Source organism: Ensifer oleiphilus (genome assembly GCF_013371465.1).
Lineage (GTDB): Bacteria > Pseudomonadota > Alphaproteobacteria > Rhizobiales > Rhizobiaceae > Ensifer > Ensifer oleiphilus.
On the sequence record NZ_JABWDU010000011.1, the window covers coordinates 96,855 to 123,096 of the forward strand.

The window sequence follows — 26,242 nt, forward strand, 5'->3', positions numbered from 1 at the left end:
AACGTTTCTCAAGACCTCCGGAGAAGGGTCGTCGGCAACGTTCTTATATTCCGCTGCCCATGTATCCCCATAATGTCAATTAAGCGTAAGTAATGTAAGTACATGTAATATTAGATCATTATTTAGCATCTTAAGTTGCAATCTTACTTTTGGCGTAACTAATTGATGCATGATCTACGCCATGTTCAAATTAATATTTTTATTTAGGAAGGGATCGCGTCGTTAAGCGCGGTGGTTTCTTTGGAATGTTTTAGTTTCTCTTACTACACGGAGATACAAATCGCCTCCTTTGCCACACAGCCGAGATACATTTCTGAATAAACAAACCTGGGCGATAGCGCGGCTACGTCGCGCTGTATCAATCAGGAAGGAATGGAAATGAGCCTATCCACTAACTGCCCGGGTTTTATCGATATCCTTGGTCCCCAAATTCGGTTTCTTACCCCATACATCGAAAATCCCAACGCCTATTGTGTGATCGATGCGGTAGTTCCGGCCGGGGTTCAAGTGCCGCTGCATAGCCACGGAGAGCGAGAAACGCTTGTGATTCTGGCCGGGAAGATCGAGGCGTTTAAGGATGACGAATGGCTTTCATATTCCGCCGGTGACGTCCTCGACATCCCTAGTGGCGTCCGACATGCCATTCGAAACTCTTCCGGTGAGCCGGTAAATCTCCTTATGGTGACCTACGAGAGCATGAGGCACTTTTTCCAAAGTGTGGGAGTGGTCGTGGGTAGCGACGAGCGGAAACCGAACGAAGATAGGGTGAGGACGTTTGTGTCCGCCGCGATTGGGAACGGATACTGGCTAGGCTCCGAAGAAGACAATCGCGCTATCGGCTTAGGAGCATAGTCGGTACAGAATGGGCGATAGAATAGCCGGAACGATGTGACTACCTCATTCCGGTCTTGTGTTACATTCCCGCGCGCGGCGCTCCCCGAACCACTCTGGGCACGTCTACTTGTTCGAGAGCCGCGCCGGTCCGATTCACCCGCCCTGTATGCGTCGCACTTACACCAACGGATGATGGTCACCACGGCTGGGCGGAAATATTCTGTCGAGCGGATCGACTTTCAAAATCTCGGGGTAGCTGGCAGGCACGGAGTAAATAAGGAGGCTTGCCGCCAGTGGGTATGGCGCAGCAATGTAGCCAAGGAGATTGTGCTTGAGCTTCTCTTCCGCAGCCGTTGAGGCCGCAAGCGTAGATCTGTGGCGAAGTTTCGCGATCTGCGGAGTGCTTGGGTTTGTGCTCGGCTTCGTCATGAACCGAAGCTCGATTTGCACCGTGACCGCCGCTAATGACCTTGTAATCGCGCGGAAACCCGCAAGGCTCATCGCTTTGTTTGAATGCGCGGTCTGGGCTGCTTTGGTCTATACATTGCTTGAGAAGGCGCCAACGATAAGGGAAGGATGGCTCGACGTCGGCCTTATAATCCCAGCGGCTTTCTTGCTTGGAGTGGGTACCTATGCCAATGGGGCTTGTATTTTTGGCTCCGTAGGTCACCTCGGCGATGGAGATGTCGCCTTCGCCTTCACATTTATAGGCATTCTGGTCGCTATACATGTAGAAGCTTTTTTTGGCCTAATTTCAGATCAGCCAGCCGTGAGTAGTGCGCCGCCTTTAGGCTCACTGCACCTCGCTTTACTGCTGGCGCTGATGCTTCTGCTGAGACTCCTTCTCGGTGGCCATAAGCACCCGGAGTTCAGGCGCCTCTCCTGGTCTATGGCATCTGTCGGAATCACATCGACGGCATTGGCGTCGATCGCCTCAGGGTTCTCGATAACGACATCAGTAGGGTCCACGACGTCGATACCTTATGCCGGTGTCGCAATTTCGCTTTGCATGGTTGTCGGGAGCTTTGTATCGGCACGCATAAAGAGACGTCGTATCATGCTGAATTGGCCCGATTCCGAAACTATGCTGAGGAAGACAGGGAGCGGAATACTAATGGGCTCTGGGGCTCTGCTGATACCAGGAGGCAACGACACATTGCTCTTGGTAGGACTCCCGATGGGCGCGTGGCAAGCGGCGATCGCATATATATTTTTCGTTGCGACAGTGAGCGTTCTGATCGGTGCGCGCCGCACGAAACAGGTATAGAGCGACAGGCTGCTCCGGCCGGAAACAGGGATCGCAAGTCTCTCTGGGATCTCCGGACTTCCCGGATTCGCGACTTTCCCTACACCAAGGAATAATGGACACTTTCGCCTGGGTTGCTCACACTCGGAGCGACGAACGCGAGAGAATTGATCATGCAAATCGATCTGGACCGCGTCCTGAGGTCGTTGCCGTCTATCCTTTGGACGGCGGGGTGCAACGGGGAGGTAGATTTCGCGAGCCAACGCTGGTTCGATTACACGGGCCAGCGCCACGCGGATGCGCTAGGGTCCGCTTGGCAGCAAGCTTTTCATCCACGCGACCTGCATGCATTGCAGGAACGTTGGCAACTTCTGTTAATTTCTGGTACCTCCGGCGAATTTACAGCCCGTGTCCGATCTGTCGACCGCGGTTTCCGTCTCCTTTCAGTTCAGTTTGGTCCGATCCGGGATGATGGAGGCAAAGTTGTAAAATGGTGCGCCTTCGCCAGCGACACCCCCAATTCACTCTGCAGCGAAGACAAGCGCCAAATCGAGCTCTCCAAGCTAGTCGCAAGCATACCGGTACCCGCTATTGTCACTTTGCCGTCTGGAGAGATCGAAACGGCAAATCAGCTGGCGCATGATGACTTCGGTGACGGGTTCGCGGGCTTTAGTCGCTGGGACGCTCCTGCAGACCGCCATTCTGGTGAATCTGAACATGCGCTCGTTGCACGGAACGATGGCTTGCTGAGTAGCTACAACAGCGAAGGACGGTATCGTCGAGGAGATGGAACCTATCGGTGGTTCAATACACTCGGGGTGCCTGTGACCGATAATGAGGGCCATATATCACGTTGGTTGCATTTGCTCATCGACATCGACGAGGGAAAGCTGGCGGGGGACGCGCTTCGTGACTGTCAGCGCGGAGCACGAATGCTTGTGGACTGCATTCCATGTGGGATCGAGGCCCTCTCACCCGACGGCAAAACTGAGTTCGTTAATGCTTATGCCGCGAAATACTTCGGCAAATCAGTTGCGGAGCTGAGACAAACGGGACTTGCTTCCTTCATACACCCCCAAGATCTGCCTCGGGTGCTTGAAGCCGCCACTTTGTCTACAGAAACGGGCGCTCCATTCGACATGGAGTTTCGGTTCCTGCACAGTTCGGGCAACTACCGCTGGTTTCACGTTCGCGGATCTCCACTTAGAGATTCAAGTGGAAATATCGTTCGTTGGTATGCGGTGCACATCGATATCGACGATCAGAAGCGCGCTGAGTATGCACTGCTTCAAAGTGATTTTAACTCCAAGCTTACGGTCAACAACATACCTGCAATGGCGTGGTCCTCTCGCACCGACGGCGCTGCGGACTTCCTGAGCCAATACTATCTTGATTACATCGGCAGTTCGGCGCCAGCGGCCGAGGGATGGCAGTGGGCCTCGGCAGTTCACCCAGACGATCTCCCAAGCCTGATTGAAAAATGGCAGGTCATTATGGCTTCGGGAAGGTCCGGAGAAGCGGAAGCCCGTATTCGCAGATTCGATGGCGAATATCGTTGGTTTCTCTTCCGCGGCTATCCTTTGCGCGATAGCTCGAGCAATATCGTGAAATGGTACGGCGTCAATACCGATATTGATGATCTCAAGCGGGCTGAAGCCAATCTGTCGCGTGAAAAACACTTGCTCGAGATTATCGCATCTGGTTCCCCAGTTCGCGAGGTTTTGACCGCTCTATGCAAATTTGTCGAAGAGAGCACGACGCATTGCTACTGTGACATCCATCCGATCGACTGGAGTGTTCCCGCTATCGAGTACAGTGTCGCACCGTCATTGCCCGCCGAGTACACCGAACCGATTGCCGGGATCTCACTGAGCGGTGACGGCATACCGTGCGCCATCGCCGCGCGGGAAAAAATTCAGGTCGTCGCTGAGGACATGGACTCAGATCCGCGCTGGCAAGACACGCCGGTTCGAATTCATGTTCTGAAGCATGGCCTGAGGTCCGTGTGGAGCACGCCTATTTGTGCCAGGGATGGCCACGTCCTCGGCACGCTTTGCGTCTATCAGCGGCAACCTGCAGTTCCTTCCCCCAAGCACCAGAACATCATCGCGCACGCGACGCACATGGCGAGCATTGCGATTGAGCGGTCCCGGACGGAAGCAGCCTTGCGTCGCAGTGAGACTGTGCTGACCGAGGCACAACAACTCAGTTCCACGGGCAGCTTCTCCTGGCTCGTTGACACTGAGAAAGTGTTCTTTTCTAGAGAACTGTACCGAATTTTCGAGTACGAACAGAACGAGCCGATGACGGTAGCCAAAGTCCGTTCGCGAGTTCATCCAGAAGACCTACCGCTACTTTCGGCGCAGATGGCCCGAGTGCGTGGAGGGCAAAGCTACATTGGATACGAAATCCGGCTGCGAATGCCTGACGGGCGCGTGAAAAACGTAAGAACGTTCGGACGCGTGATTACACACCAAGACGGGCAACTTGAATGTTTGGCCGCGGTGCAGGATACGACGGAGCTTCGCGCTGCCGATGAGGCACTTGGTAGAGCCCGCGCAGAACTGGCGCATGTCTCAAGAGTGAGCAGCCTTGCAGTATTGACGGCGTCGATCGCTCATGAGGTGAATCAACCTCTATCTGGCATTATAACAAATGCTAATACCTGTCTCCGCTTCCTGGCTACTGATCCACCAAATATCGATAGTGCCCGCGAAACCGCGCGCCGTACGATCCGGGACGGTAACAGAGCTGCCGACGTGATTGTGAGGCTGCGAGCACTATTCAGCAACCGCGAAGCAGAATTTGAAGCCGTTGACCTCAACGCGGCGGTCCAAGAAGTCTTGGCACTGTTGCGTGGCGAATTGCAGCGGGGAAATGTTGCGGTGACCACCGATTTGGACACTGGGCTACACCGTGTCCTTGGAGACCGAATTCAGTTGCAGCAGGTAATCATGAACCTAGTGCGAAACGCACTCGATGCAATGGCGAACGTCAGTGATCGTCTGAGGAGACTCTCAATCAAGACGGCACACCTCTCAAACGGCCAGGTGCGGCTTTCCGTCCGAGATTCGGGAGGCGGTTTTGGCCCAGAGGGAAGTGGGAGGATTTTCGATCCATTCTACACCACGAAGAACGACGGCATGGGCATTGGCCTTTCCGTCTGCCGTTCCATCGTTCAGAGGCATAATGGATTCCTCTGGGCAAACGAGAACAGAGAGCATGGCGTGACATTAGCGTTTTCGATACCGGCATATTCTGAAGAAGCCGACGCCCAGACGGGGTGAGTGGCCTCGTTCGCTAGCAACCGCTTCGGGGTGGACAGTCCGTATTGTCCCGCCAAACAAACCTTCAATACAACATCCAGGTCGAACGCGGGCTTATCCACATAAACAATATGATACAAAAAATGCCGGTCGTCGAAACATTGAGCAAACATGCTGAGGCTATCGATTTAGAGCAGGTTGAATAAACCGCTATCGAAATCGAAAGGAAGTGTTCAATGAAGTCACGCAGTTTGCCTGGCCATTCCACTGTGGGTACGAATAACTTGGAAGCGGCGGCGACGTTTTATGACAAGCTGTTTGCTGTTTTTGGCGTAGGGCGTATCCTCGTCCAGCCTGGTAGGGCCGTATACTTCGGAGACAAGGCGCTCGAATTTGGAGTGATAAAGCCGTTCGATGGTCGTGATGCCAAGGTTGGCAATGGTAACATGGTGGCCTTCGAGGCACGCTCACGAGCCCAGGTCCACGAAGTTCATGCGGTGGCAATAGCCAACGGTGGCTCCTGCGAGGGCGTACCCGGTCCGCGTGGAGAGAGTGACGATGGGCCGTATTGCGCGTACTTCCGCGACCCCGAGGGTAACAAGTTCTTGGTATATCGAAAGGGCCCGGACGAAGTATGAATGCACGATCAGTTCGTGATGGAGCCGCTCGGCCAATTTAATGCCGGGCGGCCAGAGTCAATCACGCAGAGGCTGCTGTGGTTGACCCGATCGGTAGCCACACGTGGACTCCTGGAGGGGCATGAAGGCATCCGCCGATAGCAAATTTCCCTCCTTGATTTTCCACTATATGTCGCACAACGGCCATTCCCCGCATCGCAGATTCGACCGAGCAGTATTCCTTTCCACCAGCGCGTGATGAATATTCGCGCTCGTTCCGCTTTGAAACTGATAAGCGGATCATGGGACGGATCGGTTCCGTTAACAGATCGACTCCGGCCGAAATCACAACTTCGCCACCGTTTGGCATCCCGGTCCGCGCGTCAAGAACCAGACTAAGCAGTGCCCGCACCATTAATTGCTGGTCGCAATAGATAGGGGGAAGGTTGCGCGGCACCTCGAACCGCGGGCAGACGTCCGTGGAAAGTGCGCTTCTAAGGGCTGGCTCTAGAGAGGCGAGAAACTGGGCCACATCGATATTCACTGGCCTGAGCTGTCGAGGGTTAGCGTAATCCAGAAGCTGGCGGACCAACAACCGTGACAGAAGCATACAGGCGATACCTAGATCGTAACGTCTTCGCTCCTCAGGAGACGCGAAACTCTCTTTCTGAAGGTCAGTAAACACTTCCACAACAGAAGCGAGGAGGGCGTTCAGATCGACCGCCACAGACTCGATGACACGTCGCTGAGCATGGCCCTCTCTCTTAGCTGGTTTCTTTAATCGATAGCGTATTTTTGCGGCAAGTTTCTCAGCCATATCGGGTTCTCCTCATTTGAGGGCTCGCCTCATGAAAAAGACTGCTCCGGTCTACCAAGCGCCTTAAAATTGTCTTTGGGGTACGAACAGGCAGGTGGTACGGCCATCATCCGCACCGGCAGCCGAGCACCAGTGATATACCCCGTCCGGGCTCTGCTTGATGCGACTATCTTCATAGCTAATCACCTCGCCGGTTTGCACGATCACATATCCCTGGGGATGCTCGGAAACCGCGTGCCCGGTTACCTTCCGACAGTCGTAGCCGGAACAGCAAGCCGAAGGGTAAGACCAGCCGTAGGGTTGCCCAGCGGAGGGCTCGGCATCGTGAGCATTTGCTGCTGCTGAGGTAGTCGACAGAATAGACATGCCAGCAGCAAAGATGTGCAGTGTGCGCCTTGAGCGCCCTGAATATGGGGTCCATGAAGGCAAGTTCATCACTCGACTCCTTCCATGTTATCCAGGCAATAGTCGAGTAATATTAGAGTTTTGACTATTACACAATGGTATAGTCTCGGACGTTAGCAACGAATGGAGCTATGTGTCCATTACCTATACCAATGTACAATGTACTAAATACGTACATTAATATTATATATTCTAGTCGAAGGCGCTTCCGGCGCATAATCAACAGTGTTTACAGAGACCCAGCCGTCGACGCGGTGCCCGTGGCACTGCTTTTCGCGAGGCGGCAATCGCAAATTCGCTCGGAAGTCGACTTACTCGCGCAGTCGCGACCTTGAGCGAGAGGACGCAGGCGGGCCGCTCCTCCCACAGCCTGCGTCCTCACCTTTAGTCCCGGAGGTGAGGGCCGTGGGAGCCGACGCGCGCTGCGCTAGCAATGTAGCGCGCACTAAAGCCGCGAAACTTCGTAAGCTGAGAAACGAAAGGCAACTGTTATGACGCGCACTATGGGTCACACAAAATTGCCGGTGTCGACTGACCAGGCCACCTTGGTTTCGAGCTCCGTCGACGTTTCTGCCTGTCTCGTCGAGCTGGCGGAAATGTTCAGGGCCAGGCTCACGCCAAACGTCAGTTTAGAGGTTGAGACTGATGCACGCATACTGCGTGTAGGGTGTAGAAAGGAAGATCTGCAAATCGCCGTCATGCTACTCTTGCAGAATGCGCGTGAAGCGTTGCCGATGGGAGGACGAATTTCCTTATCTGCGACCTGCAGTGCCAGTCCTTCAGTTAAGGCGGAAGTCGAGATTTCCGTGAGAGATAATGGCATCGGCATGCCTCGTCAGACGTTGATCCAGGCAACCGTTCCCTATTTTACCACGAAATCCAACGGTCTCGGTGGCTTCGGCTTGCCGCTGGTCGAGGAATTCGCCCGATCTGTCGGCGGACGAATTCAACTGGAAAGTGAACCGACTGTAGGTACTCTTGCGAGAATACATCTTCCGATAGCGGGGTAGAAGGGCGTTTCTCCGTCCTGTCGCGTGGCCTATGGGCTTGCGGTGTCCGACATGGCATACGCAGCCGCGCTTTCCAAATGCGTGTCAGAGAGGCTAAAGAGCAGGGGCGAACGGCGCTGTCGGAGGGTTGGCGGCACTAAGGTGGTCACATCTGCGCCGCTCGGTGGCGGTAGGTCTGCTGGGGATTCCACTGACGGCTTACGGTTGAAATTCAGTGAGACGACCAAGCCGCGGTGCACCGCTGGATTGAGGCCATCGCAACATGAGCGACGCGGCTGCTGCTGAGGTCTCGGACCAAGCATTCCGTTGCTCGCGCCACTGCTCCAGGCATGCTGTGCATTAGCCGTCAGCGAATACTTGCCCAAGGAAAACGGGCGGCGAATGCTACATCGAGGCGAGCGTCCGCCCCGAACAGATAGTTACCTCCTTTAGGATAGGAAGAAGAAGCGGAAGCGTTGGACGCAATCCCGGAACAGACATGTGCAGGCGCTTAATCGAAAACAGCCCCGTCGGATTTCGACGGGGCTGATGTAGGTTGACTCATTCCGCGGGTTGAGAGCCTACGCTGACATGCTTCTCGGAAGCGGTCAGTCGTCGCAGGATGATATAGAACACCGGCGTCAGGAATAAGCCGAACAGTGTAACTCCGAGCATCCCGGCAAATACCGTGACCCCAGTTGCAAACCGGACTTCCGCGCCAGCGCCATGTCCAATCAGGAGCGGAACGGAACCAGCAATAAAGGCGACTGACGTCATTATGATTGGCCGCAGTCGCAGTCGGCACGCCTCCAAAGCAGCTTCGATTGCGGACTTACCCTGATGTTCAAGCTCGCGCGCAAACTCCACGATCAAGATTGCGTTCTTGCACGCAAGGCCCATGAGCACGACCAAGCCAACCTGGACGAACACATTGTTGTCACCACCTGTGAGCCAGACGCCAAACAGAGCAGAGAACATGCATACAGGTACGATCAGGATGACCGACAAAGGCAATGTCCAGCTTTCGTACAGAGAGGCCAGCACCATGAACACCAGGAGGGCCGCAATGGGGAAGACAATTGCCGATGAATTGCTCTGACTGACCTGTTGATAGCTGAGGTCGGTCCATTCGAGCTCAATCCCGGCAGGAAGGTTCTCCTTCGCAAGTTCGGTTATCTTCGTGATGACCTGCGAGGACGACAGGATCCGAGGGTCCGAGTCGCCGATAAGGTCGGCGGCCGGAAATCCGTTGTATCGCACTACGGGATCGGGACCGAATGTGGGGATAATGTTGATCATAGACCCGATCGGAACCATTTCCCCCATGCCATTCCGGATCTTCATATTGCCGATACTTTCAGCTTGTTGACGGAACGATGCATCCGCCTGGGCTACTACGCGGTAGACACGTCCGAAGCGGGTGAAGTCGTTGATGTATGCTGACCCTAGATAGGTCTGCAGAGTTTCGAAGAGATCCGTGAGGAGAACGCCTTGGGCCTTTGCCTTCGCGCGATCGATCTTGATCTCGAGTTGAGGGATGTTCGCCTGGTATGACGTGACGGGATAGGTCATTCCCGGGGTCTGGGCGATGACCCCCTGCATCTTGTTAACTGCCTGCTGCAGCGCGGCATAGCCAAGCCCACCTCGGTCTTTCAAATATAGGGAGTATCCAGAACCGTTTCCAAGTCCCTGGATCGGAGGCGGCATAAGAGCATAGGAGAACCCCTCCTTGATGCCGGATAGCTTGCCGTTGAGCTCAGCATTGATTTCTTGGGCCGAACGGTGGCGTTCACTGAACGGCTTGAGAATAACATATGATGCCGTAACGTTCGGCGTGTTGACGAGTTGCAGGGCATTCAGGCCCACATACGAAGAAATGGAAGCCACGCCGTCTACAGAACGCGCAATCTCATCCATCTTGTTCGCAACTTCGTTGGTTCGTCCGAGGGAAGCCCCCTCCGGCAACTTTGCGCCGGTGAAGAGATAGAGCTTGTCTTGCGTGGGAATGAACCCGCCTGGAACAAGTTGGAAGAATGCTGCCGTCGCGCCGAGTAGCAGCATGTAGATAAACATGACCGGACCACGTCGGCCGAAGGACCTCTTGACCGTACGTTCATAGCCTTCGGCTGATTTGTCGAAGAATCGATTGAAGGCGCGGAAGAACCGACCGAAAACTACATCAATGCCGCGAGATAAGCGGTCCTTCGGCGCATGGTGATCGCGAAGAAGCTTCGCTGCGAGGGCAGGCGAAAGCGTCAAGGAGTTGAAGGCTGAGATCACCGTGGAAATTGCGATTGTTACCGCGAACTGCTTGTAGAACTGTCCTGTGACACCCGACAGAAATGTCATGGGGATGAATGCAGCGCAGAGAACCAGACCAATAGCGATAATCGGTCCCGACACCTCCTTCATTGCCGCGTAGGCCGCTTCACGGGGTGATAATCCCTGGGCGATAAAGCGCTCTACGTTCTCAACAACAACGATGGCATCGTCGACCACGATACCGATCGCAAGCACCAGGCCGAAAAGCGTTAGGGTGTTGATCGAAAACCCGAGCAGATAAAGGAAGGCAAACGTGCCGACGATCGATACTGGAACGGCAACGAGAGGGATGACCGAAGCCCGCCACGTCTGCAGAAAGACGATGACGACGAGAACGACCAATACCACCGCTTCGAGCAAGGTACTTTGGACGGCTGCGATAGAATCCCGAACGAAGACCGTGGGATCCCAAGTAGCGCGGTAGATGATGCCCTTTGGAAAGTTCTTGGAGATTTCGTCCAGTTTTTCATACACCGCGCCCGCGACGCCGAGAGCGTTCGCCCCGGGTGAAAGGAAAATGCCCACCATCGCGGCGTTCTGGTTGTCGTCCTTGGTCCGCATAGTGTAGTCGCCGGAACCAAGCTCGATACGGGCGACATCAGACAGCTTTACCATCTGCCCAACGTCGCCGCTCTTCAAGATGATATCGCCAAATTCCTGTTCAGTGTGCAGGCGACCGGCAACATTGATCGAAAGCAGAAAGTCTGTGGTCGTCGGCGAAGGTTCCGCCCCGAGTTGACCTGCTGACACCTGGACGTTCTGTTCGCGAATAGCCTTGAGGACGTCGCCAGCGGTGAGGCCGACGGTTGAGAGCTTGTTCGGATCCAACCAAACACGCATGGCGTAATCACCTGCGCCATAAGCAACCACGTCCCCAATGCCGGTAATGCGTGAGAGTTCATCTTTCACATTGAGGCGGATGAAATTGCGCAAATAGAGTGGGTCGTAAGAGTTGTCTGGCGACGTGATGCTGACATACATCAGCGGGGTCGGCGACTGCTTCTGGGTAGTTACGCCAATCTGCCTAACGGCATCCGGCAACCGACTCAAAGCTTGGCTGACGCGGTTCTGCACGCGGACTGCTGCGGTGTCAGGATCGATGCCCGGCCAGAACGTAACGACGATCTGCAGCGAGCCGTCGGACCCCGCAACGGACTTCATGTACATGATACCTTCAACGCCGTTGATCGCCTCTTCGAGGGGGGTCGCCACGGTTTCAGCGGTCTCTTTCGGGTTCGCGCCGGGGAAGTTCGCTCGGACAACGACGCTCGGGGGTACGACCTCCGGATACTCGCCGACTGGAAGAAACGGTATCGATACCAGCCCAACGAGGAAGATTAAGAGGGACAAGACTATCGCGAGGATTGGCCTGTCGATGAAATAGCGCGAGAAATTCATCTTCTCCTCCTCAATCGATCGTGGATGTCATCGTGACGGCGGACGGGGAAACCGGTGTTCCCGATGCGTAGATTTTCTGAAAACCGGCAACGACGATCTTGTCGTCGGGCTTGAGACCGGCATCGATGACGCGTAGGCCATCAATTAGTCGCCCGACATTGATGTCCTTGCGAACCGCATTGTTGTTCGCATCGAGGATATAGACAAAACGCCTATCCTGATCGGTCAGGATTGCCTTGTCATCGACCAGCAGCACGTGGTTCTCGCTGTTGCGAGCGACTTGGACGCGAGCGTAGAGCCCTGGGGTGAATACCTTTTCCTTGTTGGTCAACACGGCGCGCAAACGGATGCTGCCAGTGGCAGAATCGACTTCGTTGTTGAGGAAGCTGATCTTGGCCGAATGAGGAAAACCTTCCTCGTTCGCGAGACCGACCTTCACCAGCAGATCCGAGATGGACGTCTTCGTGTCGCGCGCTTGGGCCGCATACCGAAGGTAGCTGTGTTCATCGGGATCGAAATCGACATAGACCGTGTCCTGTGAGACCACCGTGGTCAAAAAGGTTTGATCGGCAACGGCCAGATTGCCCTCGGTCAACTTTGCTTCGCCCACCTTGCCGTCGATCGGCGCTCGGACTTCGGTAAATGTCAGGTTTAGTTCAGCGATGTCGCGCGCAGCCTTGGCTTCCAAAACGTCTGCCTGCGCCTGCTCATGGTCGCGGCTCCGATCGTTCGCATCTTCATCCGAGATGAACTTGCTCTTCCGGAGCGCGGCCCCGCGTTCTTTACGGTCTTTCGTGGTAGCAATGAGCGCTTCCGCGCGGGCCAGACGAGCAGACGCACTAAGGAGTGCCGCGCGGTATGGGCGTTGATCGATTGTGAACAGCAAATCGCCGCGTTTAACCTCATCGCCTTCGCGGTAGTTCACCTTGTCGATGTAGCCAGTGACACGGGGGCGGATCTCTACGGAGTCGACGGCAGCTATGCGACCATTGAACTCGTCCCAGATATGGATCTTCTTCTCGAACACTGGGGCAACGTCGACTGCCGTGGGAACAGGGGCCTGCGGCTCCGACCTCGCATCCGTGCATGAAGACAGCGCTGCTCCGCTTGCGGTGAGGAGGAGCAGAAAAGCCAGTCTCTTTGTCCACACGGTAGCGTCGATGGAGTGCGGCCAGAATGCGATAGAACGGGTGCCGCTCGCACTGTCGAGGGGACGCAAATGTCCCACGCGACGGTCGTCAGCAAAAACGGATGTCTTGAACAGGGGCATTGGTGTTGTCTCCTATGAAACATTTGCTTTCAGCGTCGCTAATATGAAGCGAGCATGGAGCAACAAAAAGCACCAAGAACGTCCAATTTCACTGTACTGCGTCTCTGCGAGCCATGGGCAATGCCCTGGCGTTGGCGATCGCGAAGTCAACGAGCCCGTGAGGGAGGACCCTCCGCGTCCCCTGTGGCGCCACGGTCAGTCAGTTGCTCATTTTATCGATGACTGCAGCGGGAGGGCAATTATACAACAGTCGCGGTCAGCGCTTTGTCGATAAGACGTCGGATGCGCTCGCAATAGGAGTCGACCGTGTTGGCATTAACGCTTGGTGCGCCGAGAAGGAGACCGCTTCCACCTGAACCTGGTGTTGCGAACCAAGGCGAGAGTGGAGCCGGTGCCATCCCAAATCTCAGCGCTGAGCGAGCAATATCCGCGTCAGGCGCGCCTTCCGGCAATTGGACGACAACTGCCAGTCCGGCAGGCGAAGCCACTAACCTGATTTTCTCAAGGGCATCGACGAGGCGCGCTCGTTTTTCCGCATAGTCACGCCTGACCTTCCTTAAATGGCGCAGGTAGTGACCATCCTGGATAAAGTCGCACACCGATTGTTGTACGGATGGTCCGGGCGCGGGCCAATTATAGATCGCCGCCTCCGCAAAACGTGCGACAAGGGACATAGGAACGACGATGAACCCTAGCCGGAGCGACGGGCTGATCGTTTTGCTAAAAGTCCCGATATGGATTACGCGCTCTGGATCAAGTGAGGCGAGCGCTGGAGAAGCTCGTCCCTCCAACTGCATTTCGCCCAGATAATCATCCTCGATAATCCAGGCACCTGATCGCTGCGCCCATTGGATTAACTCGACGCGACGGTCGAGCGACATTGTCATTCCAAGCGGAGCCTGTTGACCAGGGGTCGTCAACACCAAGGCCGCGTGTGGCGCAGTTTCGATGCCGTGCGAGACGTCGATGCCGCCACCATCAACTCGGATGGGGCACGGCACTACACCGGCGAGCTCGAGAGCGCGCCGGGATATCGGGTAGCTCGGATTCTCGACCCATCCAGTTTGTCCGGCCAAGTTTAGTACGCGTAGGACAAACGCGAGACCTCCGGCGAAACCTTGAGTGATGAAGACTTGCGAATGCTCGCAGCGAATTGCGCGTGCCAGCGCAAGATAAGCAGCAATCTGGGACCGGAAAACAAAGTCACCACGTGGATCAGGGTAGGTCGGCGCGGATGCACTTTCCTTTCGAATGGCCCGAACCCTCAGCTTTGAGAACAGTTTCGCTGGAAATGTGTCGGGCGCAGGTATGCCCATCTGGAACATCACCGAGCCTGCGGCTAGTTGATGATAGAAGTCTGGTAGGGAACTACCGTCATCGCGGGTAGTGGGAGCTTTCGGCCCGCTTAACCTTTTGGCAACCCGCGTACCGGTTGACGGTGAGGCCACCACAACTTGTTCATCACTCAGCCGTTCATAGGCGGCTTTCACCGTTCCGCGCGCGACGCCGAGCTGCGACGCAAGATCGTTCCAAGATGGCAGCCTAGCGTCTGGTTCCAGAACGCCGTTTTCAATGGCGTCGAGAATGCCGATGCGTATCTGCTCGGCGAGTGGCTTCCGGCTCTGTGGATCAATTTGCAGATTCAGTTTAGTGGTCATGGCTGCAGTACAATCATTTTGGTGAATGTCGGTGCTATCGACCGCACTGTTGCAATGTCATTCCTAGTAAAAAGCAACATACCACACCGCTGTCGCAAAGCTTGCATATGCGATCGTTGAAAGGAAGGTCCAGTGGCTAAGCGTCTTGACTATACCAAAATCGCTCCCGGAGGCGTTAAGGCGCTTGGAGGAGTCTACGGCTACATCATGGAGTCCGGACTCGAAGAGGAATTGGTCGAATGGGTTTACCTACGGGTCAGCCAGATCAATCGCTGCGCATCCTGTATTGATATGAGTGCCGCTGATCTCGTGATCAGGGGGGTTGCTGTCGAAAAACTAGCACTCCTCCCAGTTTGGCGTGAGTCGTCATCTGTGTTTACCGATCGAGAGCAGGCAGCGCTCGCGTGGGCCGAAACAGTGACCATGGTCGCCGAGACCGCGATCCCGGATAAGGCCTACTTGGCGGCAAGATCGATGTTTTCCGAGAAGGAGATTGTGGATCTCACCATCGCGATCGGCCTTATGAACACGTACAATCGCCTTGGCATAGGTTTCCTTCGCAGCCCGTAACCATCACGTCGGATGGCGGTCGCGCTCCTCCGATGGATGGTGAAAGGCGAGATGGGTAAGGCCGACTACCCGAGGCTGATTGGCTTGAAGCGAGACGGCACCCTTACCCTGGTACACTCGTTTCTGCGTTTTTCGGTGCTACAGCGCCAAGCTTGCAGCGAATACTCAGTTCAAGCGGAAGGATAAAGTTTATGCCCGTGATAGGGCCGGACTTTTCGCATATGGGCGATCACCATCAGGGCCGATTTCGGCCAGGACGAGGCAGGTGGTGGCCGCCCGTATTCTCCGGGGAGTATTGGTGTTGGTGACCGAAGCTCGGTGGCACCCCATCTTTGGCGCAGGATCCTTGGCTTTGCGGCGAAGATAAACTGAGGTTCGCGAACCGCTCAGGCTTCTTTGGAGAAGCTAGCGAGTCTGCTGAGGCGCAAGCCTCGGTTGGCTCGCTTTCTTTTCTGCCGAAACAGGTGCGTCTACGGAAGGCAATTGGAATGATCATTGAGCTGGGGCACTACGCGCTCGTTTTGGCTTTGGCGACCTCAGTAATTCAAGCGATCTTACCATTGGCGGGTGCAGGCTTAGCTGAGCGTGGGTTGATTAAGCTGGCGTCGACTTGCGCAGTTGTAGCTGCAGCTCTCACGAGCTTTTCCTTTGCGACATTGGCAATTGCTTACGTGACGTCCGATTTCTCTGTACGAAACGTATGGGAGAATTCTCATTCCCAAGTTCCCTTGATTTACCGGCTATCGGGTATCTGGGGAAACCACGAAGGCTCGATGCTATTGTGGTTGCTCGTTCAAGTACTCTGTGCCGCCTCGGTTGCAATTTTCGGCCGCACCCTTCGAGAATCGTTTAGGGCGATCGTACCTGCGGTTCAGGCTTGGTTGTCGGCGGCAGTCGCACTCTTCGTTATCTTGACCTCTAATCCCTTCGCACGGCTGCTCCCGGCGCCGGGCGAGGGCAAGGATCTAAATCCCGTTCTTCAGGATGTCGGCCTCGCAATCCATCCGCCGCTGCTCTATCTCGGCTATGTCGGTTTCTCCGTCTGCTTCTCCTTTGCCATCGCGGCCTTGATCGAGGGCCGCATCGACGCCGCCTGGGCGCGCTGGGTCCGTCCCTGGACACTTGCCGCCTGGACCTTCCTCACCGTCGGAATAGCTACGGGTTCTTATTGGGCCTACTACGAGCTCGGCTGGGGCGGCTGGTGGTTCTGGGATCCGGTCGAAAACGCCTCCTTCATGCCCTGGCTTGCGGGGACGGCGCTCTTGCATTCGGCGCTGGTCATGGAAAAGCGCGAGGCGCTGAAGATCTGGACCGTGCTGCTTGCGATCATGACCTTCTCGCTGTCGCTGCTCGGCACGTTCCTCGTGCGTTCGGGCGTGCTGACCTCGGTTCACGCCTTCGCCACCGACCCGACGCGCGGCATCTTCATCCTCGCCATTCTCGTCTTCTTCATCGGCGGCGCCTTCACGCTCTTCGCCCTGCGCGTCTCGCGCCTGAAAGCCGGTGGTATTTTTGCGCCGATTTCGCGCGAGGGTTCGCTGGTCTTCAACAACCTCATCCTGACGACGGCGACCGCGACGGTCCTGACCGGCACGCTCTATCCGCTGGTGCTCGAAGCACTGACCGGTGACAAGATCTCCGTCGGCCCACCCTTCTTCAACATGACCTTCGGGCTGTTGATGCTGCCGCTGCTCTTTACAGTGCCTTTCGGCCCGCTGCTTGCCTGGAAGCGCGGCGATATCGCAGGCGTCGCCCAGCGGCTCTTCGCAGCGGTCGCCATAGGCCTGCTCTTCGGTGTCGCCTATTATTACGTGATGAATGGCGGCCCGGTGCTTGCACTCTTCGGCATCGCACTTGGCGTCTATCTGATCGCCGGTTCGCTGACCGATCTGGCGCTGCGTTCCGGCCTCGGCAAAGTCGCAGTCAACGTCGCCTGGAGGCGCTTCTCCGGCCTGCCGCGTTCTGCCTTCGGCGCGGCGCTTGCGCATATCGGCCTCGGCGTCACCCTGATCGGCATCGTCGCCGTCACGGCCTTCGAGACCGAAACTGTGGTCGAGATGAAGCCGGGCATGACGGTGTATGCCGCTGGCTACACCCTGCGCTTCGACGGCATGCGCAATGGCAGCGGCCCGAACTATTCCGAGGAGTCCGGCCACTTCACCATCGGCCGCGGCAGCGTTGCGATTGACGAGGTCTGGTCTTCGAAGCGTCTCTACCAGGCGCGCCGCATGCCGACGACCGAGGCGGGCATTCGCACCTTCGGCTTAAGCCAGCTCTACGTCTCGCTCGGCGATCAGATCAGCGAAGGTGGCATCGTCGTGCGCATCTGGTGGAAGCCGATGATCCTGTGCATCTGGGGCGGCACCCTGTTCATGATGGCGGGTGGTTTCGTCTCCTTGAGCGACCGCCGCCTGCGCGTCGGCGCGCCGACGCGGGCAAAGCGGCCGAAGGCGATGCCGGTGGGATCTGCGCAGTGACCGAGTATCTGCACTGGGAGACATTTGCGAGCAGGCAACATGCCCAGTTGCTCGGCGGAGCATTTATCGATGCCCATCCCCACCAGAAGCTGGCGAAACGCCTGCGGGCGAGCAAAGCGCACATCCCGCAGGCGTTAGCCGGACCATTTATTTTACAGTTGCAGCTTGCGGGACATTCCTGAAGCTGATGGCCATTCGGTTGTAGCTGTTCATGAGGCCAATAGCGATTGTGAGATCGACGAGTTCGCGTTCGCTGAAAACTGTTTTTGCTTCATCGTAAGAGCTGTCCGGAACCCCAGTCTCGGCGACGCGCGTAACCGTTTCCGCCCACGCGAGGGCGGCACGCTCGCGTTCATCGAAAAGATTTCCGGCCTCCCGCCACGCTTGCAACAGCGCGATCTTCTCGATTTGCTGCCCCTTTTTCAGGAGATCTCGCGTGTGCATATCGAGACAAAACGCGCAGTTGTTGATCTGTGAAACGCGGAGGTAAACCAGCTCGACTAAGACCGGCGGGAGTCCGCTCTGCACAACGTAGCCGTAGACGCCGCCTAAGGCTTTGACACCGGCAGGAGCGATTTGATTATAGTCAAGACGTGCTGACATCAGCTATTCCTTGGTCTTGGTTGGGGTGGTCAGTTCATGTTCGTCCGTGTCTACGACAAAGACCGCCAAGAGCTTGGCGGGCTTCGTCTTGCTCGCGTTGCGGCTTACGGGGTGACTGGCGCCAGGGGTTTCATAAAAGCTCTCGCCGGGTCCGTAGATCTTCTTGGCGCCATCATTGACCTGAGATTCGATCTCTCCTGACAGCACATACGCAAAAATAAATGCAGACTCGGCGTGAACATGTGGCGGGGACGCCGCGCCCGGCGCGTACTCGACTACGACTGCGCGTACCGATTTACCGGGAATGTTTGGAATTAGCTGATCGAAGGTGGGCGTCACCGTTTCCACCAGATCATGGGCTGACGCCGGGCCTGCAGCGATCGCTGTAATGGCGGCGAAAGCTGCGCCGATGATGTATCTTCGTGCATGCATGAGTACATTTCTCCTATGCGGTTGGCGTACTCCTGGATGATACGGATGCGTTGGTGCTACAATAAGCACCGAAAACGGAGGAAAGCGCTGTACCACGCGGGAGTAACCCCGTCGCTCATTGTGCGAATGACGCCGCACCAACGGTCTCCGACTCCTCAGCTTGCTGAACTGGATGGCGGAGCGGTAGCGTAAGTCGACAGTCTCGCAGTTAGGTCAGCCTGTGCCTCGTGGCGAAGCGCCTCGGGCATCGCCTTTGGACAACAATACGAGATTTAGAGCACTCGAGACGATGACATTCAGAACGAGCGCAATGAGCCCTGTGTAAAGTGTGATCTGAGTATCGAACGCCGAAAATGTGTGGAGTGGCTTTAGACCATCACTCCAAACCAGCAACGTACCGCCGACAAATCCCGCCACCCATCCGGCAAGCAGCGCAGGAGCGCGGAACCACGAGATGTAAAGACCAAACACAAGCGCAGGCAACGTTTGCAGGATCCATAGGCCGCCCAACAATTGCAAATCGAGGGCAAACTGCGTAGGCAGAAAGAGAATCGCCAAAAGCGCTCCGACTTTCACAAGCATCGAAGTGATCTTGGCGACTTTTGCCTCGCCTGCGGCCGTAACATCTGGATTAACCCAGACCTTCCAGAAGTTTCGCGTGAAGAGGTTGGCAGCTCCAATGCTCATAACCGCCGCGGGTACCAAGGCGCCAATCGCGATAGCTGAGAAAGCAAAGCCCGCAAACCAGCTAGGGAACAAGTACTTGAACAGGGCTGGAACCACGTCGTTGTTGCTCTGTACTTCAATGTTGGCGGCGTGGCCCATGTAGCCAAGCAATGCCAGCAAGCCCAACAAAAGGGTGTAGGCGGGCAATAAGATAGCGTTCTTGCGAATGGTGTTTACGCCAGCAGATGCGAATATCCCGGTTAAAGTGTGGGGATACATGAAAGCTGCCAAAGCCGACCCTAGCGCAAGTGAAGCATAAGGTAGGTACTGGTTTGCAGTGAGGAGGATCCCCCCTTGGCCTCTTTCTAAGAATGCCGCATCTGCAGCCGCAAACACCGCTCCGTAACCGCCGAGCTTTGATGGGACGATTACGATGGCGGCAAGGACGACAACATAGATCATGATGTCTTTGACGAACGCGATTAGCGCCGGGGCGCGGAGACCAGAAGAATACGTGTAAAGCGCGAGTACCAAGAACGCTAGAATGATTGGTACTTCGCCCGTAAGGCCCAATGCCTTGATCGCTACTTCCATGCCGATGAGTTGCAACGCGATGTAGGGCATCGTCGCAATGACACCGGTAGCGGACACCGCGAGCTCAAGCGCCCGCGAACGATAAGCTCCGCGTACAACGTCACCTGCGGTAACGTGACCATGTTGTTTCGCGGTCTTCCATAACAATGGCATCACTGCAAAGACGAGTGGATACACAATTATGGTGTAAGGCAGAGCAAAAAAGCCATACGCCCCGACGGCATACACGAGAGCGGGGACAGCTATGACGGTGTAGGCGGTATAGAAATCACCGCCCACAAGGAACCAGGTTATCCACGTACCAAATTTTCGGCCCCCGAGTCCCCATTCGTCCAGATGATCGAGTGAGGCGGCTTGCCGCCACCGCGAAGCCAAAAAACCCATCACAGTCACAAGGAGGAAAAAAAAGACGAATACTGCCAACGCGGCCCCATCAATCTCACTGCTCATCACGAACGCTCCTGTAAACGACATAGGTCAACAGCGATGTGAGCGGCACCCATGCGAACTGATACCAGTAAAAGAACGGAAAGCCCAAAAGCGCGGGATCTCGGAAGTTGTAGAGCGGCACAAAAAGCAGCCCCAAATACGGTGCCAAAAGTAGTAACCGGATCACAACGTTCTCCTATAGTTCTGAGCGGCGGCTTGTAATGTTCCAAGGTCAACCCGGCGGCAAGAGATGGCCGGTACGCCGTCGTGGTGTTGTAAATTCAGCAGGCAGTCGCAGCGTCAAGCGGTCAAAAAGTGTGACCGCATTTGTCATACGGCTCGCCCGCAAACGTGCGCCATGCATCAACTGGGATTAGGTGCGCTACCGGGTGTCGCCCTTGGTCAATCCGGTGTAGTCAGTGGGTTTTCGTGTGTGTCGACAATGAACACTGCCAGCAGCTTGGCGGGCTCTGTGGTGCTGGCATTCTCGCTGATGCGGTGATGAGAGCCTGTGTTCTCGTAGAAACTCTCACCGACCCTGTACACTCTGGGAGACTGGTCATCGACCTGACTTCGTATGGCGCCCGACAAGACATATGCGTAGATGAAGGACGACGGCGCGTGACGGTGTGAGGGCGACTTCCCGCCCGGAGCATAGAGGACCTCAAGGGCGACAAGCCGTTTTCCGGGAACATTGGGGATCGCTTCTTCGAAAGCCGTTTCGACACTTTCGCCGACGGCTTTGACTGACGCTAATGCAACGTTACCGGCTGCGGAAGATGAGCTAGCATCGTGTGCTTCGCTAACTTGATATCCTGCCATAAAGATAACAGCGGCGAGGGTCCAAAATAGCAGCGATTTGTCGGCAGACATCGGCTCATCCTCAATTCGATTGCTTTGTTACATCAACGTTTGCACGCATCGATGCTAAGCCTTAGCCCGGCGTTAAATCTATTGTACGTTGGTATTCTCGCGGCTGCTATTTTGGGAGAGTTAACTGAGGACCGGGTGGCGCGGACGGGAAGAAGGTATTGCGGCGCGTTGCAATTAGACCACGGTATAAGTGGCAGATACGGCAACCTTGAGATATGATCATGCTTTACTACTGCGAGAAGTTGCCTTGGAGTATTGGCTTCGACCGGAGCAGCCATACTGATGCGAAATGACGCGGTGCCCTTTGCCAGATAACAGCCGAAAGATGTTTCGGAACATAAGCGTAGTGCGCCTGTTTTGCTGGAAAGTGCGCATGCTGCGCTGTACGTGTTAGGTTGCAGAGTGGTGTCCCGCAATTTTCTTCGTAGGTCGGGAGTGCTAGCAGAGTAGGGGGCGTCGTTGTCTTCAGAACCACTCATCGCGATCGTCGACGACGATATCGCCGTGCGAGAAGCGTTGGTGGACTTCGTTCGGACCTGTGGCTACTCCGCCGAAAGTTTCTCTTCCGCGGAGGAATATCTGTCGAGCGGGAAGCACGCGAGGGTTAGCTGCCTTCTCCTGGACATTATGATGCCTGGAAAATCGGGCCTCGAGCTCCAAGCGGAGCTCAACAGGTCAGCCGAGGTAAAGCCCATCATTTTCATCAGCTCGTTTGACGATGCTAAATCTAGGGCAACCGCCGCGGAGGGAGGCGCCGTCGGCTTTCTTGGGAAACCCATCGATATCGAAGCTTTGATGGTCCTCTTGGAGAACCTGCTCCACTAGGTGCTAGTGTCAGGCGGCAGCTGACAGCTTAGCAATTGGGTTTATTCGGCTCGAGGCGGAGCTTCGCTGATATTTTGACTAGGTCGGCAAGGGAGCGGGCGCGCATTTTCCGCATTACTTGGCCCCGGTGCACTTTGACCGTGACTTCGCTGATGCCAAGCTCAAACCCAATTTGCTTGTTCAACAGACCCTCAACGACAAGCGTCATGACCTCCTGTTCTCTTCTGCTGAGGTGACTGTAGAGTTCCTGCAGCAGACCAACCTCTGCGTTCAAGGCCAGGATTTGTCTACTTCTTTCAAGCGCCTGACTAACGGCGGACAACATTGCATCATCGCTGTAGGGTTTTGTGAGAAACTCCACCGCACCGGCCTTCATCGCCTGCACAGTCAAAGGCACACTTCCGTACCCTGTGACGAATATGATCGGCATCTCCGTGCGTTCTGAGGCAACCAGTGTTTGCAAGTCAAGGCCGTTCAGGTCCGGCAGGTTTACGTCAAGTATCAGACAATTGGGGTGAGAAGGCGCAGGTCGGAGTAAAAATTCCTTAGCAGACGAGAAAGTCTCCGGGCGCCAACCTGCAGAGAGGATTAAGAGATCCAGCGATTCCCGAACCGAAATATCGTCATCAACGACGAATACAATAGGCACTGCCTGCGTCATAGTTCGCTATCCTAAGCAGAAGCCGACAACACGTAACCGGATGCGGCAAGTGTGCCGCGTGGTCCTTGCGCTTTCTTGCAACTACGCTCTTACCCCATCGCCACACTCCAGTAACAGCGGTGGCATTGCTGAAAAAGGCTAAGGTCGAATTTGCAAATCGTCAAGGTTGAGCAAGTCGGGCTTCTTATAGGTTACCCTCACCATCTACACACCATCGTACAATGGAAATAGTTCAAATAACATCCGATCCTGAACCGGTTAATGCACTCGTACCGATTTAGGAGGTTTAGCATGAGGACGTTTGACAGAATAGTTTCAACGCTATTGATGGCAATAGTCTTTGGACTAGCAAATGCATCAGCAGCGGGGGCGTCAAATCATTATGAAGGAGTTTCCAAGACGAAGATTAATATTGGACATCTTAGTAAGAAATACAGACCGACGCACCGGGGAGTTAATCGCCCCCCTCCGCGACCAGGGGCTTATTACAAGGGAATTATCCGCGAGAGGCAGTGAAAAAGCGACGGGAGACGGTGCGATAAACGTTCGTTCGAATAGGCTTGGGCATCATTCCGCGGCTGCAAATCCGCCTATCTCCGTTCACGCTTACCGGATATCGGCGAACCCGCGGTCGTTGCGAGAAATCAGCCTCCGGCATTGCTTAGTGATGTGGGTCAGAACGGCCGAAAGGTACTCGGCCGTTCTGGGGCGGGGCGCACAGTTAGTTTCGCTGGATCCCCGGGTAATATTCACCTTCTCCGCCTTTGATCGCGGGAGACCGATGTTTGCCGCCGCGACTTTCTATGCTCCCGGTTGTGAATAGGTCTACTTTTGTCTGTTGGCGCAGTGCGCCGCGTGGTGCATTGGAATCAATGCCGTCATAGTAGTCGCCGATAATCGGGCTACCCGCCATAACCGCCCCGGTCATCAAAGAAGTGGCGATCGCAGTGCTCGCGAAGAACTTAAGTGCTTTATACATCGAACTTTGCCTTTCTTGTGAAGGACCTGGCTCCCGCCAGCGTCATGGCTGGACAACCCAACCATGTCGCCACTATTCGACGCGTCCGTATCTGCGCGATGTCTAAAAATGCGGGCAAAGGTATCGCTCCGTAATCGGCTTCGGGCGAGACACAGTGACATACAAAAAAGTGCCGGGCATGCCTTGGCAAAATCGGCCTCAACTAGGTCGTCGACTTATAAACTTTGACACCAAATTCTTGCGGCGACGAGCTTTACGGCGGCGAGGTAGTTTTCGGGGCATTTGACATATCGGGTTGCGACGCCTCTGAACTGTTTGATCTTGTTGAAGAATCTTTCAACCAGGTTCCGCTGCCGATAGACCCAGCACGAGAACACGAAAGAGCCCTTGCGGTTTGTCTTCGGCGGGATGTTGGCCCAGGCCTTTCGCTCGGCGGCCTTGGCCCGAATAGCATTCGTGTCATAGCCCTTGTCGGCGAGCAGGATGTCTCCCTCGCCGAGCTCGTCCGTCAGCGCGTCGGCCTGTGTCGGCGATTTGTCCGCCGGTCAGACGGAGGGTGATCGGGCGACCTTCGGCGTCGACGAGCGTATTGATTTTGCTCGTAAGTATAGCGCGGCGATCAGGATGAGACGGATCACCGTGATTGTCGCCGCGCAGGCGCATACGAACTGATCACAAGGGTGAGTGGGTTCTAATCAATGGAACGAGGTGGCTGCTGTTCCGCTGTCCACGTGCGCGATTCGACAGAGCTCGACTTGGCAGTAGCGTCGGCTCAGAACGCCTCGAGGTCTGACGGCACTCGGGCTCAAGGAGTGCGCACCTGTGGTTTTGATACGGTGCTGTAAGTGTGTGGCAAGCTTTGAGGAGATGCTTGTGGCAAGTAGACCTTTATCGCGGTCTCATTCGCATGAAGCTCAAGTTCGAGTGCTAAATAGGCCCCGATGGCGACCAAAATCCAGGCTGTCACAAAGAATATAATTGCGCGCGACTGTTTGCCTCCCTCATTATTACCATTGTTTTCCATGATTCCACTCCTCAAACAATCGCATGCGTTAGATTAACACGAGGATTATCACTTAAAAATTATACGTTTCGGTGATATATTGATACAACCGATGCGGTTTATGACGGTATATACCTTAGTGCAATTACATATTGGCGAGATGTACTGTAAAACATTCTTCGGCTCGGTGGCTTACGCCCGCCCCTTCGGTCTCCCCTCCCGAAAGCCCCGAAGCTGGTTGGCCGCCTCTCTGCGTTGGAGAGGCGGCCTTTTTCGGCTCAAATGGCGTGTCATGGAGCCGATGGCGGCTGCGGGGAAAAGACCCAGCGCGTTTCCGCAATCCTCCGCCTGGCGAGTGGCTTTCCGGCGCGTTGCCGGAGTTCGAGCACACATCGAGCCCGATCAGAAACGCTGGCCAGATCGTCGACGTGGACAGCTGCCTGGCGAAAGGTTTTGGGGCGCCTGCGAAACGCTAGACCTCAGATACTGTAATCGGCACGGAGAAAACGTAGCCTTCGCTGCGTACGGTTTTGATATAAACCGGTTCCCGCGCATCGTCGCGAAGTCTCTGTCGTATCCTGCTCACCAAAAGGTCGATCGATCTGTCAAAGAGGTCTGCACCACGACCTTGCGTAAGGTTCAAGAGCTGATCACGATTGAGCACGCGTTGCGGATGATCGATGAATACCCGCAACAGCCGATACTCGGCGCCACTCAGCGCGACGGTAGTTCCTTCCTGATCAATGAGATTGCGGGTCACGGGATCAAGTCGCCAAACTCCGAATGAGACGACTTGGCCTTCGTCTGCTATGCGAAAATTTGGCGGAAGCATGCGTGTTCTTCGCAATACCGCCTTAATACGTGCTAGCAGTTCACGGGCTGCGAACGGTTTGATGAGATAGTCATCCGCTCCCATTTCAAGCCCGAGGATTCGATCCGTCTCATCGCTGCGCGCGGTCACCATTAGAATTGGTGTGCCTTTGTGCTTCCCAGTACGCAGGTCGCGGCAAAGGGCCAAGCCGTCGTCGCCAGGCATCATTATGTCCAAGACAATAAGGTCGACGCTGTTTGCCTCGAGAAAGGTCCTCATATGCCGACCGTCTGGCACGGAGGTCGCGCGCAGTCCGTTTGACTTAAGATAGGTTGCGACAAGTTCGCGGATTTCCCTGTCGTCATCCACGACCAGAATATGATCGGTGTGTTGCATGTTTGTCGTTCCCATTTCCCAGAACGCCGATCGCACTAGGGCGATCGCAGTAGGTGGATGACGAAATGGGGCTAGAATACAGGAACTTTCGAAGGGATTCC

22 protein-coding genes and 1 pseudogene are annotated in these 26,242 nt (G+C 55.5%); 8 read left to right on the forward strand and 15 right to left on the reverse strand.

Annotated features, from left to right (window positions below; translation table 11 throughout):
• Positions 1 to 378: 378 nt before the first annotated feature.
• The 4 genes from HT585_RS28845 to HT585_RS28860 all read left to right on the forward strand — a co-directional run bounded on the left by HT585_RS28845 (position 379) and on the right by HT585_RS28860 (position 5,984).
• Positions 379 to 852, forward strand: a complete 474-nt coding sequence (locus HT585_RS28845) for a cupin domain-containing protein (protein WP_176356222.1) — start codon at positions 379 to 381, stop codon at positions 850 to 852.
• A gap of 409 nt (positions 853 to 1,261) precedes the next feature.
• On the forward strand, positions 1,262 to 2,101 hold the full coding sequence (locus tag HT585_RS28850) for a YeeE/YedE thiosulfate transporter family protein (protein WP_176356285.1): 840 nt from the start codon (positions 1,262 to 1,264) through the stop codon (positions 2,099 to 2,101).
• A gap of 152 nt (positions 2,102 to 2,253) precedes the next feature.
• Entirely contained in the window at positions 2,254 to 5,367 is a 3,114-nt protein-coding gene (locus HT585_RS28855) for a PAS domain-containing protein (RefSeq protein ID WP_176356223.1), read from the forward strand.
• A gap of 215 nt (positions 5,368 to 5,582) precedes the next feature.
• Complete coding sequence (locus HT585_RS28860; RefSeq protein ID WP_176356224.1) at positions 5,583 to 5,984, forward strand: VOC family protein; 402 nt, start codon at positions 5,583 to 5,585, stop codon at positions 5,982 to 5,984.
• 61 nt (positions 5,985 to 6,045) lie between these two features.
• Here the strand turns inward: HT585_RS28860 and HT585_RS28865 are convergent, their stop codons facing one another.
• Together HT585_RS28865 and HT585_RS32325 are read right to left on the reverse strand one after the other, a co-directional pair.
• Positions 6,046 to 6,780, reverse strand: a complete 735-nt coding sequence (locus HT585_RS28865) for a nitrogen regulation protein NR(II) (protein ID WP_176356225.1) — start codon at positions 6,778 to 6,780, stop codon at positions 6,046 to 6,048.
• Between the two features lie 63 nt (positions 6,781 to 6,843).
• The gene (locus HT585_RS32325) at positions 6,844 to 7,146 is read right to left on the reverse strand and encodes a hypothetical protein (protein ID WP_425513797.1); all 303 of its coding nucleotides are present in this window, start codon (positions 7,144 to 7,146) and stop codon (positions 6,844 to 6,846) included.
• A gap of 530 nt (positions 7,147 to 7,676) precedes the next feature.
• On the opposite strand from HT585_RS32325, the gene HT585_RS28870 reads away from it, so the two are divergent.
• Positions 7,677 to 8,195 carry an ATP-binding protein gene (locus HT585_RS28870; protein WP_176356226.1) on the forward strand — a complete coding sequence of 173 codons (519 nt, stop codon included), beginning with the start codon at positions 7,677 to 7,679 and terminating at the stop codon, positions 8,193 to 8,195.
• Between the two features lie 540 nt (positions 8,196 to 8,735).
• Here HT585_RS28870 and HT585_RS28875 read toward each other — a convergent pair.
• From HT585_RS28875 to pdxR, 3 genes are all read right to left on the reverse strand, one after another.
• Positions 8,736 to 11,894 carry an efflux RND transporter permease subunit gene (locus HT585_RS28875; protein WP_176356227.1) on the reverse strand — a complete coding sequence of 1,053 codons (3,159 nt, stop codon included), beginning with the start codon at positions 11,892 to 11,894 and terminating at the stop codon, positions 8,736 to 8,738.
• A gap of 10 nt (positions 11,895 to 11,904) precedes the next feature.
• Positions 11,905 to 13,164, reverse strand: a complete 1,260-nt coding sequence (locus HT585_RS28880; RefSeq protein ID WP_176356228.1) for an efflux RND transporter periplasmic adaptor subunit — start codon at positions 13,162 to 13,164, stop codon at positions 11,905 to 11,907.
• 239 nt (positions 13,165 to 13,403) lie between these two features.
• The gene (gene pdxR, locus HT585_RS28885; RefSeq protein ID WP_176356229.1) at positions 13,404 to 14,822 is read right to left on the reverse strand and encodes a MocR-like pyridoxine biosynthesis transcription factor PdxR; all 1,419 of its coding nucleotides are present in this window, start codon (positions 14,820 to 14,822) and stop codon (positions 13,404 to 13,406) included.
• A gap of 132 nt (positions 14,823 to 14,954) precedes the next feature.
• On the opposite strand from pdxR, the gene HT585_RS28890 reads away from it, so the two are divergent.
• Together HT585_RS28890 and HT585_RS28895 are read left to right on the forward strand one after the other, a co-directional pair.
• Positions 14,955 to 15,392, forward strand: a complete 438-nt coding sequence (locus tag HT585_RS28890) for a carboxymuconolactone decarboxylase family protein (protein WP_176356230.1) — start codon at positions 14,955 to 14,957, stop codon at positions 15,390 to 15,392.
• Between the two features lie 488 nt (positions 15,393 to 15,880).
• Positions 15,881 to 17,869, forward strand: coding sequence for a heme lyase CcmF/NrfE family subunit (locus HT585_RS28895; protein WP_176356231.1), 1,989 nt, complete (start codon positions 15,881 to 15,883; stop codon positions 17,867 to 17,869).
• Between the two features lie 147 nt (positions 17,870 to 18,016).
• Here HT585_RS28895 and HT585_RS28900 read toward each other — a convergent pair whose 3' ends face one another.
• The 5 genes from HT585_RS28900 to HT585_RS28920 form a co-directional block, all read right to left on the reverse strand.
• Positions 18,017 to 18,472 (reverse strand): carboxymuconolactone decarboxylase family protein, encoded by a 456-nt coding sequence (locus HT585_RS28900; protein ID WP_176356232.1) that lies wholly within the window; start codon positions 18,470 to 18,472, stop codon positions 18,017 to 18,019.
• Positions 18,473 to 18,475: 3 nt separating this feature from the next.
• Positions 18,476 to 18,904 (reverse strand): cupin domain-containing protein, encoded by a 429-nt coding sequence (locus HT585_RS28905; RefSeq protein WP_176356233.1) that lies wholly within the window; start codon positions 18,902 to 18,904, stop codon positions 18,476 to 18,478.
• A 213-nt stretch (positions 18,905 to 19,117) separates the two neighbouring features.
• Positions 19,118 to 20,614 carry a monocarboxylate uptake permease MctP gene (gene mctP, locus HT585_RS28910; protein WP_176356234.1) on the reverse strand — a complete coding sequence of 499 codons (1,497 nt, stop codon included), beginning with the start codon at positions 20,612 to 20,614 and terminating at the stop codon, positions 19,118 to 19,120.
• The gene (locus HT585_RS28915) at positions 20,604 to 20,780 is read right to left on the reverse strand and encodes a DUF3311 domain-containing protein (RefSeq protein ID WP_176356235.1); all 177 of its coding nucleotides are present in this window, start codon (positions 20,778 to 20,780) and stop codon (positions 20,604 to 20,606) included. The genes mctP and HT585_RS28915 overlap by 11 nt, the downstream gene beginning before the upstream one ends.
• 215 nt (positions 20,781 to 20,995) lie before the next feature.
• Positions 20,996 to 21,466: a cupin domain-containing protein gene (locus HT585_RS28920; protein WP_246707997.1), complete on the reverse strand. Its 471-nt coding sequence runs from the start codon at positions 21,464 to 21,466 to the stop codon at positions 20,996 to 20,998.
• A 459-nt stretch (positions 21,467 to 21,925) separates the two neighbouring features.
• Between HT585_RS28920 and HT585_RS28925 the strand changes: the two genes are divergently transcribed.
• Positions 21,926 to 22,291: a response regulator transcription factor gene (locus tag HT585_RS28925; RefSeq protein ID WP_176356236.1), complete on the forward strand. Its 366-nt coding sequence runs from the start codon at positions 21,926 to 21,928 to the stop codon at positions 22,289 to 22,291.
• A gap of 28 nt (positions 22,292 to 22,319) precedes the next feature.
• On the opposite strand, the gene HT585_RS28930 is transcribed toward HT585_RS28925, so the two are convergent.
• The 5 genes and pseudogenes from HT585_RS28930 to HT585_RS28950 form a co-directional block, all read right to left on the reverse strand.
• Positions 22,320 to 22,952: a response regulator transcription factor gene (locus HT585_RS28930; protein ID WP_176356237.1), complete on the reverse strand. Its 633-nt coding sequence runs from the start codon at positions 22,950 to 22,952 to the stop codon at positions 22,320 to 22,322.
• A 721-nt stretch (positions 22,953 to 23,673) separates the two neighbouring features.
• Complete coding sequence (locus tag HT585_RS28935) at positions 23,674 to 23,931, reverse strand: hypothetical protein (RefSeq protein ID WP_176356238.1); 258 nt, start codon at positions 23,929 to 23,931, stop codon at positions 23,674 to 23,676.
• 215 nt (positions 23,932 to 24,146) lie between these two features.
• A pseudogene (locus HT585_RS28940) lies at positions 24,147 to 24,546 on the reverse strand (IS5 family transposase); the annotation flags it as partial.
• A gap of 190 nt (positions 24,547 to 24,736) precedes the next feature.
• On the reverse strand, positions 24,737 to 24,955 hold the full coding sequence (locus tag HT585_RS28945) for a hypothetical protein (protein WP_176356239.1): 219 nt from the start codon (positions 24,953 to 24,955) through the stop codon (positions 24,737 to 24,739).
• Between the two features lie 451 nt (positions 24,956 to 25,406).
• Positions 25,407 to 26,141 carry a response regulator gene (locus HT585_RS28950; protein ID WP_176356240.1) on the reverse strand — a complete coding sequence of 245 codons (735 nt, stop codon included), beginning with the start codon at positions 26,139 to 26,141 and terminating at the stop codon, positions 25,407 to 25,409.
• Between the last annotated feature and the right edge of the window lie 101 nt (positions 26,142 to 26,242).

Coding starts and splice junctions, on each gene's coding strand:
- HT585_RS28845 (WP_176356222.1), top strand. CDS start 379: ATGAGCCTATCCACTAACTGCCCGGGTTTTATCGATATCCTTGGTCCC.
- HT585_RS28850 (WP_176356285.1), top strand. CDS start 1,262: ATGAACCGAAGCTCGATTTGCACCGTGACCGCCGCTAATGACCTTGTA.
- HT585_RS28855 (WP_176356223.1), top strand. CDS start 2,254: ATGCAAATCGATCTGGACCGCGTCCTGAGGTCGTTGCCGTCTATCCTT.
- HT585_RS28860 (WP_176356224.1), top strand. CDS start 5,583: ATGAAGTCACGCAGTTTGCCTGGCCATTCCACTGTGGGTACGAATAAC.
- HT585_RS28865 (WP_176356225.1), bottom strand. CDS start 6,780: ATGGCTGAGAAACTTGCCGCAAAAATACGCTATCGATTAAAGAAACCA.
- HT585_RS32325 (WP_425513797.1), bottom strand. CDS start 7,146: ATGTCTATTCTGTCGACTACCTCAGCAGCAGCAAATGCTCACGATGCC.
- HT585_RS28870 (WP_176356226.1), top strand. CDS start 7,677: ATGACGCGCACTATGGGTCACACAAAATTGCCGGTGTCGACTGACCAG.
- HT585_RS28875 (WP_176356227.1), bottom strand. CDS start 11,894: ATGAATTTCTCGCGCTATTTCATCGACAGGCCAATCCTCGCGATAGTC.
- HT585_RS28880 (WP_176356228.1), bottom strand. CDS start 13,164: ATGCCCCTGTTCAAGACATCCGTTTTTGCTGACGACCGTCGCGTGGGA.
- pdxR (WP_176356229.1), bottom strand. CDS start 14,822: ATGACCACTAAACTGAATCTGCAAATTGATCCACAGAGCCGGAAGCCA.
- HT585_RS28895 (WP_176356231.1), top strand. CDS start 15,881: ATGATCATTGAGCTGGGGCACTACGCGCTCGTTTTGGCTTTGGCGACC.
- HT585_RS28900 (WP_176356232.1), bottom strand. CDS start 18,472: ATGTCAGCACGTCTTGACTATAATCAAATCGCTCCTGCCGGTGTCAAA.
- HT585_RS28905 (WP_176356233.1), bottom strand. CDS start 18,904: ATGCATGCACGAAGATACATCATCGGCGCAGCTTTCGCCGCCATTACA.
- mctP (WP_176356234.1), bottom strand. CDS start 20,614: ATGAGCAGTGAGATTGATGGGGCCGCGTTGGCAGTATTCGTCTTTTTT.
- HT585_RS28920 (WP_246707997.1), bottom strand. CDS start 21,466: ATGTCTGCCGACAAATCGCTGCTATTTTGGACCCTCGCCGCTGTTATC.
- HT585_RS28930 (WP_176356237.1), bottom strand. CDS start 22,952: ATGACGCAGGCAGTGCCTATTGTATTCGTCGTTGATGACGATATTTCG.
- HT585_RS28935 (WP_176356238.1), bottom strand. CDS start 23,931: ATGTATAAAGCACTTAAGTTCTTCGCGAGCACTGCGATCGCCACTTCT.
- HT585_RS28945 (WP_176356239.1), bottom strand. CDS start 24,955: ATGGAAAACAATGGTAATAATGAGGGAGGCAAACAGTCGCGCGCAATT.
- HT585_RS28950 (WP_176356240.1), bottom strand. CDS start 26,141: ATGCAACACACCGATCATATTCTGGTCGTGGATGACGACAGGGAAATC.